Source organism: Shewanella sp. c952, assembly GCF_019654975.1.
In the GTDB taxonomy this organism is placed as follows: Bacteria; Pseudomonadota; Gammaproteobacteria; order Enterobacterales; family Shewanellaceae; genus Shewanella.
Genome location: NZ_BPEW01000064.1, coordinates 1 through 7,897, shown reverse-complemented (window position 1 = coordinate 7,897; position 7,897 = coordinate 1). Strand labels below are relative to the sequence as shown.

6 protein-coding genes and 2 pseudogenes are annotated in these 7,897 nt (G+C 39.1%); 7 read left to right on the top strand and 1 reads right to left on the bottom strand.

All coding sequences use genetic code 11. The features are described from left to right. The first annotated feature begins 346 nt into the window (after positions 1–346). From K5R16_RS21720 to K5R16_RS21705, 4 genes and pseudogenes are all read left to right on the top strand, one after another. A complete protein-coding gene (locus tag K5R16_RS21720) occupies positions 347–1,249 on the top strand; it encodes a glycosyltransferase (RefSeq protein WP_259649978.1) in 903 nt (300 codons plus the stop codon). Then, entirely contained in the window at positions 1,249–2,157 is a 909-nt protein-coding gene (locus K5R16_RS21715; protein WP_220740461.1) for an NAD-dependent epimerase/dehydratase family protein, read from the top strand. Before K5R16_RS21720 ends, K5R16_RS21715 begins: the two co-directional genes overlap by 1 nt. 11 nt (positions 2,158–2,168) lie before the next feature. After that, complete coding sequence (locus K5R16_RS21710; RefSeq protein WP_220740459.1) at positions 2,169–2,717, top strand: sugar transferase; 549 nt, start codon at positions 2,169–2,171, stop codon at positions 2,715–2,717. Between the two features lie 171 nt (positions 2,718–2,888). After that, positions 2,889–3,198 (top strand): annotated as a pseudogene (locus tag K5R16_RS21705) (DUF4172 domain-containing protein); the annotation flags it as partial. A 57-nt stretch (positions 3,199–3,255) separates the two neighbouring features. Here the strand turns inward: K5R16_RS21705 and K5R16_RS21700 are convergent. Continuing rightward, positions 3,256–4,167: pseudogene (locus tag K5R16_RS21700) on the bottom strand (IS5 family transposase). 58 nt (positions 4,168–4,225) lie between these two features. Between K5R16_RS21700 and K5R16_RS21695 the strand changes: the two are divergent. The 3 genes from K5R16_RS21695 to K5R16_RS21685 form a co-directional block, all read left to right on the top strand. Next, on the top strand, positions 4,226–5,062 hold the full coding sequence (locus K5R16_RS21695; RefSeq protein ID WP_259649979.1) for a Fic family protein: 837 nt from the start codon (positions 4,226–4,228) through the stop codon (positions 5,060–5,062). Positions 5,063–5,763: 701 nt separating this feature from the next. Continuing rightward, on the top strand, positions 5,764–7,713 hold the full coding sequence (locus K5R16_RS21690; protein WP_220740455.1) for a nucleoside-diphosphate sugar epimerase/dehydratase: 1,950 nt from the start codon (positions 5,764–5,766) through the stop codon (positions 7,711–7,713). A 98-nt stretch (positions 7,714–7,811) separates the two neighbouring features. Beyond that, positions 7,812–7,897 (top strand): valyl-tRNA synthetase (locus K5R16_RS21685; RefSeq protein WP_220739314.1); only part of this gene is annotated, 86 nt, incomplete at its 3' end.

Below are 7,897 nucleotides of genomic sequence, written 5' to 3'. Positions count from 1 at the left end.
TCACTACCCTTACTCTCCTGTACTTGTTGCTAGATATAATGTAGGGACGGAATTCTTTCCTATTCTTCTCTATGGTGGTAAATCCGCAGTGTTTATAGCTATGTTATTCAGCAGTATATTTTTTCTTTTTTTTGTTCGGCTTCTTAATGTAAGGCCAAGTTTTATTACGTTAGCATTATTTGTGAAATGTGCATATACAATACTGTTGTTAGGCTTTGCTCCTCAGTTTTTTATAATATATAACTTTATTTCTTTACTATTTCTGATATTTATCTATTTCTTTTTGCTTATAATAAGAGGTTTGTTAAATCCTTTTATTAAACCTAATTTAATCAGGAGATAATTTGTGAACGTTTGTGTTTTAATGGCGGTGTATAACGGTGAGAAGTGGCTCAAAGAACAGATCGATAGTGTATTAATCCAAAGTAACGTTTCATTGGATATCTATATTAGTTTAGATGTGTCTAATGATAAAAGCTTTGAAATAGTCAATGAATATGTAAATAAACATAACAACATTTACTTACTCCCATTTGGCACTCGTTATGGTAGTGCTGGTCAAAACTTTTTTCGTCTGTTGAAAGATGTTGATTTAGAATTATATGATTACATTTCTTTTTCAGATCAAGATGATGTTTGGCTCGATTATAAGCTCGAAAAGTCTATAGAACAAATTTTGATAACTGATTCGGATGCATATTCCGGAAATGTCACAGCTTTTTGGGAAAGTGGTGAAGAGGTATTGTTAAAGAAGGACGATTCACAAGTCGAATTTGATTATTTATTTGAATCCTCCGGTCCTGGGTGTACTTTTGTTTTAAAAAAGCAATTAGCTTTGAAGTTAAAAGAGGCATTAAATAATAATGGCTCAATAGTCGATTCTTTATGGTTGCATGATTGGTTTTGCTACAGTTTCGCACGTTTTAATAACTATAAGTGGACTATAGGTTCTGAACCATTGATGTTATATCGACAACATGAAAATAATGAAGTCGGTGCTAGTGGTGGATGGGTTGCTATGTGGTCAAGAGCAAAAGTAATATTGTCTGGTAATGGACTAGATAAAGTCATTAAACAAGCAGATTATTTAAATCAAAATCATCTCCCGATTCAATTAATAAAAACTGGGAGTGTTCTCGGTCTGTTGAAATTAGCAGTCTTAGGCAGGAAGTGTAGAAGAAAAAGCAGCGAGAAAGTATTATTCACAATAGCTTTGTTATTGCTAGCATTGAAGAAGGTGTTTAAATAGTGAGTACGTTATTAACTGGAGCTACTGGGTTTATTGGTTCTTTTATTGCTAGAAATAATAATGATTTTAATTGTGTTGTTCGTAAAAATGAACGACGAAGTTTTAACTTGTCATTCGGAATCGATAAACTTGACGGTAATACTAACTGGGAGGGTGCATTTAGTCATATTGATAGTGTAATCCATTTGGCTGGCCTCGCTCATTCTCGTTCGTGTATAAATAAGGATTATCAATCGGTAAATGTCGATGGTACTCTTCATTTAGCTAATGAAGCAGCGAAAGGGGGAGTGAAACGGTTTGTTTTTGTCAGTTCTATCGGTGTAAATGGAACTTCTAGTTCGGACGTTCCTTTTTCTATTTTGTCTACGGTAAACCCCAATAACGATTATGCTCAGTCAAAATATGATGCTGAGATAGGTTTAAAAAAAATTTCTACTGAAACTGGAATGGAGTTGGTTATAATCAGACCTACTCTTGTTTATGGCCCAAATGCTCCTGGTAATTTTGGTTCACTAGCTCGCTTAGTTTTTAGGTTTCCTTTTCTACCATTTGCTCTAGTTAATAACAGACGAGACTTTATATCAGTACAGAACTTAGCTGATTTATTAGTGACCTGTGCGAAACACCCTAAAGCTGGGGGACATACCTTTTTAGCGTCAGATAGCGAAACTGTTTCAATTAGTGAATTTACCCAGGCAATTGCAAAGGGCTTTCGAACTAATTTATTTCAGTTGCCTGTACCTATTGGATTAATGTGTTTAGCTGGAAAGTTACTGGGTAAATCTATAATGATTGAACAATTGGTTGGTAACCTTGAAGTTGACTCTAGTAATTTGAAAGAGATATTAGATTGGATCCCACCTTATACAATGGAACAGTCAATGGCTTTTCTTAAACCAGAAAAATAGAGAATTTATATATGATTCGATTGATTGATTTTCTAGCCGCTTTCTTCGGCTTATTATTCCTTTGGCCCTTATTACTTATCGTGACTATTATTGGTTTGTTTGATACTGGCTCTCCAATTTTTATTCAAACTCGTGTAGGTAAAAATAAAAGGGCTTTTAGTTTAATTAAATTTCGTACCATGTCTGTTGAAACAAAATCAGTAGCCAGTCATTTAGCTAACAATGCTTCAATCACTAAGCTAGGTAACTTTTTGCGCAAAACCAAAATTGACGAATTACCACAGTTAATTAATGTTGTAAAAGGCGAAATGAGTTTAGTAGGCCCTCGGCCCAATCTTTTCAACCAAGAAGAGTTGATTAAAGAACGTGAAAAGCTGGGTGTTTATGATGTGTTGCCTGGTGTAACGGGTTTAGCTCAAGTTCAAAATATTGATATGTCGACACCAAAGCTGCTTGCTGAAACTGATAAGCAGATGATTGATACACTTAACATTAAAAATTACTTTACGTATATTTTGATGACTGTTACAGGTAGTGGTTCTGGTGATGCTGTAAAATAGTACTATCCATTTATGTTTGTAATTATGTTTTATTTCAAGTCGTTACTGTTTATTTTGCAGGTAACGACATTTTACCTATTAATGGACAGATTTATGATAATTTGATTACCCTCTCTAATCGCATCATACTCTGATTAGAATATAGTGTTTAATCGAATCAAAGAGCAATCTATGTGGATATGGGAGCAAACAGAATGGCCAGTATTTACCTGGGACAAAGCACGCCTCGAGTCACTCCTGAGTGGAGACCCGGCTTAATCAGGGTATTTTGTTGGGTAAAGCCTCTGCTCAGTCATTGGATCATAAGCAAAGTATGCTTGATACTTTATTAAGCAATATTGTTCACTCGAGTGCCATCGAGGGGGAGAAACTAAATGTTTTTTCGGTACGTTCATCACTTGCTAATAAACTGGGTGTGTCTGAAGAGAATCCGTTTCCTATAACAGAGCAATCAGATGGATTAGCCGAGATCATGGTTGATGGGCGTTGTTGATCAAATCAGAGCTCTAGACGCAGCTTCCCCAAGGGTCGTATCTAGTTAGGCAGCTTGTTTCCTAATAGGCATACCTAGCCCTATGACTTTGTTCATCGCTTTTACGCCCGCTAAAGCTTCGCCTACCTGAGCGTTGTAATCTCGAAGGCTAAGTTTAGGACTAATCAACTGCTTATACCGATACATCGCTGTCTCAGAGAGCGACCTTACGTGGTAATCATTATCCTGTTTCCATTCGGCTAATTTATTAGCTTTGAGCGCTTTAACGGCTTTATTTCTCGGGTGCCCCTCCTCCCAATACCCTGCATTACTTCTAGGTGGAATAGTGGGCTTACAACCCTTTCGTTTGAGTAATTAATGACATGCCTTTGTGTCATAGGCACCATCAGCTGATACTTGAGCTATACGTCTTCTCAACGGGTTTAGCAATGTGGGTAACACTCATTATCGGCAACGTTAACCAGAGTGACTTCAGCTGACACAATCTCATGTGTATTACTATCAACTGCCAGATGTAGCTTACGCCAGGTGCGGCGCTTTTCTTTGCTTACGGGTTTTCGATTCACCCTCACCGTAAACTTTGAGACCTGTTGAATCAATAACAACATGTGACACAGAACCATGACTCTTTGCCCGATACTTGATTTCAACAGTCTTTGCTCGCTTACTGATACAGCTGTAACTCGGGGAGGTCAGTGGTACATCCATAAGCTGGAATATAGAGTTGGTAAAGCCTTCTAGTGCTCGCAAAGACAAGTTGAATACGCCTTTAACAACCAGTGCTGTTTCAATAGCAACATCGGAGTAAATATACCCTCGACCAAGACGACCATGGTGTTCAGTACATCGCCAAGACTTAATCGCTTGCTCATCAATCCAGAGCGTCAGAGAGCCACGATTGACGAGTGCTTTGTTGTACTGAGACCAATTGGTTGTTTTATGTTCAGACTTTCCCATCTTGCCGCTTTCTCATAACTACCTTGGGAGATCAGATCACGCTAACGACAAAAGGTTCATTCGATTTAGGAAACAAGGCCTTGTTGATGCAGTAGAGCATCTGGATGAATCATTTAAGTTCGAACGACTATTAGGGTGGCATGAGAAATTGTTTCCTGAAGGCGACACGCTCTTTAACTCTGTGATAGGAGGACAATGGCGAGGTGATGCTCCTTTGCAAGTGGTTTCTGGACGAATTGACCGGCCTGTTGTTCACTTTGAAGCGCCGCCTAGAGCTGTTCTTGAAGATGAGCTTAGTCGTTTTGAGGATTGGTTTAATGAGTCGAAAACAGATGCATTGCTTGTCCCTTTATTGAGAGCGGCAATAACACACCTCTGGTTTGTGACTTTGCATCCCTTAGATGACGGCAATGGTCGGATAACTCGGTTACTCACCGATTTGGCTTTAGCCCAAGCCGATAAACTATCGGTACGATTTTATGCAATGTCTGTGGGGATCATGGCAAACCGAAAAAGCTACTATGAAATCTTAGAGAGCACGCAGAAAGTCGATCTTGATATTACGCAGTGGCTGGTTTGGTTTTGTAAAGTGCTTAATGAGACTTTTAGCAACGTTTTACACGATATTGAGCAAACCATACAAAAGGTTAATTACTGGAGAGCGGTTGACCAAACAAAACTCACGACAGAGCATATGAAAGTACTTAATCGTATGTTAGATGGGGAGTTGCTGGACGGTATAAATACTAGTCAATACCATAAAGTTGCAAAAGTCAGTAAGCCTACCGCATCGCGCCATCTTGCTTATTTAGTAGAAGTTGGCTGCTTGCAAAGATCTGGTTCGGGTGGGCGAAGCACCCGGTACATTCTAAATCAAACTGCTCAAAATGGATGAAGCCCAAAATGCTAACATTTAGGTTTGCGTATTTGTTAGTGCGGCCCCCAATAGCGCTAACAATTCGATCGTCTTGAAAAGGCGAAGATAATTACTGTTGCTTAACTTTTATTCAAAACCCCTGTGATTTAGAATTATAGCGTAATTTAGTTATCGGTTTGGGGTGGCAATTTCGGCATGTATATTGATACTGTTTATTATGGGATGCCCCGGTCGCTGTAGGCTTTGCGTTTATAGTCTGCCTCGTGATGATAATTGCTTCCCTTATCAGGTATGAAAAAAATGAAAACAGTAACATCGCAAAATATTTGTTTCTTTAGGTAACTTTTATTGCCAGTGACGATGGAATGCTGATGAGTCATAAAAACCGTTACTTGGGGGCTGGGGATCACCGTGTAGTTGCTACCAGTCTCATAATTATGCTCTTGTGGGCATGGAACATCACTTTTCTAAACACTCTTGGAGCCGCAATATCGATAGCGAGTAATTAATAAACCCTTTTTTTGGGGGAACTCTTCAATATGTATAAGAGTGTATCATTTGACCAAAAGTTATACGTACTAACCCTTTATGTACACTTTAAATCTGTACCTCAATAGCGTTAGATATGCTAAAATAACGGCATATTGGCTATGCTAAATAGCGGCGTAATCTATATTAAGATCTCTTATATTATGAAATTTATAAACTTGGGGCGGAAAATGGAATTTTTGCAAAGTATTTTTACTTTACCTCGTGCTCAGAAGCGTATTGTGAGTTTGTTGGTTGATTCTTTATTTTTAGTGTTTGCATTTTGGACTGCGCTTTTAGTTCGTTTAGATGATGTCTCTGTTTTGACTGATAGTGGATATTGGTTAGTTTTAATGTGTGTCCTACCTGTCAGCTTATTTGTATTTGCAAAATTTGGCCTCTATCGTGCGGTGTTACGATATATGGGGTTACAAGCGCTGGTTGCTATCGCATCTGGAGTCGTGATATCGACCATTATGCTCGTGTTAGTTGCGTTTTATACCGAAGCTAATATACCTAGAACTTTCCCGCTTATTTACGCTGCTTTTGCTCTCGTGTTTATCGGTGGTTCGCGGGCAATGGTTCGCTCTTTGGTTGGTACCGGCATTAAGCGTGTCGGTGAGCCTGTGATTATTTATGGTGCAGGCGTTAGTGGACGACAGTTGTTAAGTTCTTTAGTACAAAGCCACGAGTATCACCCTTTTGCCTTTGTAGATGATGATGAAAGTTTGCACGGTACTGTTATTCAGGGAGTGCATGTTCATTCACCTTCTATTATTCGTAAGCTTATTAAGCAAAAGTCAGCAACTAAAGTACTGTTAGCAATTCCTAGTGCGAGTAGAACTAAGCGTCAGGCAATATTATTAACTCTCGAATCGTTGGCTGTACAGGTGTTAACTATTCCTGCAATGGCTGATTTGGTGAATGGTAATAAGCTTTATAGTGATATAAAAGAGGTCGAGATTGATGATCTGCTTGGACGCGATTCTGTTTCTCCTCGTAATGATCTCCTTGCTGCTAACATAATCAATAAAGTGGTTCTGGTGACCGGGGCTGGTGGTTCTATTGGCTCTGAATTATGTCGTCAAATTCTCAAGCAATCGCCCGCTAAGTTAGTGCTTTTTGAACTGTCTGAATTTGCCTTATATGCAATTGAACGTGAATTAAAGTCGATTGCGCTTGAGCTAAATATAGATGTGCCGATTTTCCCGCTTATGGGCTCGGTTCAGCGTGAAAACCGCATTCAGGCTGTGATGGAGTCTTTTGGCGTTCAAACCGTTTACCATGCTGCTGCGTATAAACATGTGCCATTGGTTGAGCACAATGTTGTAGAGGGCGTTCGAAACAATGTCTTTGGTACGTTGTACACTGCCAGGGCGGCAATCGCTGCTAAGGTCGAAACCTTTGTATTGATTTCAACGGATAAAGCAGTGAGGCCAACCAATGTAATGGGCACAACAAAGCGAATGGCTGAGTTAGTGTTACAGGCTTTCGCTAAAGAGAATAATCAAACTCGCTTTTGTATGGTGCGTTTTGGTAATGTTTTAGGATCTTCTGGTTCCGTTGTACCATTATTCAGAACTCAAATTGCCAATGGTGGTCCTGTGACAGTGACTCACCCTGAAATTACTCGCTTTTTCATGACCATTCCTGAAGCATCACAACTCGTTATTCAGGCAGGAGCAATGGGTAAAGGCGGCGATGTTTTTGTATTAGATATGGGTAAATCAGTTAAAATTGTTGATCTAGCCGCAAAGATGATCCGTTTGAGTGGCTTTGAAGTTCGAAACGAAATGAACCCAGATGGTGATATCGCTATTGAATTTAGTGGATTACGTCCAGGCGAGAAACTGTATGAAGAGTTGCTCATTGGTGATGATGTTACTGGGACAGAGCATGAACGAATAATGACGGCAAATGAATCATTTTTAGATTGGAGTGATTATTTGAAAATTTTGGATAGACTTGATAAAGCCTGTCATGAATTCCAACACGAAGTCATTCGCGATATTTTACTTACAACACCGACAGGCTTTGCTCCAACAGATGGTATTTGTGATTTGGTATGGCAACAACGAGCGTGTGAAGCTGAGGTTGATTCTGTAACCGATAGCGGGAAAGTGGTTCCGTTAGTTTCTTAACTCTCGAACAGATTGATTTAAAGGCCAATTCTTTGAATTGGCCTTTTTTGTTTAAACTGTCCCGTCCTGAGATAAGTTGACACTTTGGAGACTTGTCTATGAAACCTTCAAGTTCAATCAACTGTAAACGTACACAACGTGATTACACATTAGGCTTTAAATTAGCAGTCGTGAGCCAGGTATA

Bases quoted from the DNA above. Each gene is read 5' to 3' on its own strand.
- K5R16_RS21690 (WP_220740455.1), top strand. From the start codon at position 5,764: ATGGAATTTTTGCAAAGTATTTTTACTTTACCTCGTGCTCAGAAGCGT.
- K5R16_RS21710 (WP_220740459.1), top strand. From the start codon at position 2,169: ATGATTCGATTGATTGATTTTCTAGCCGCTTTCTTCGGCTTATTATTC.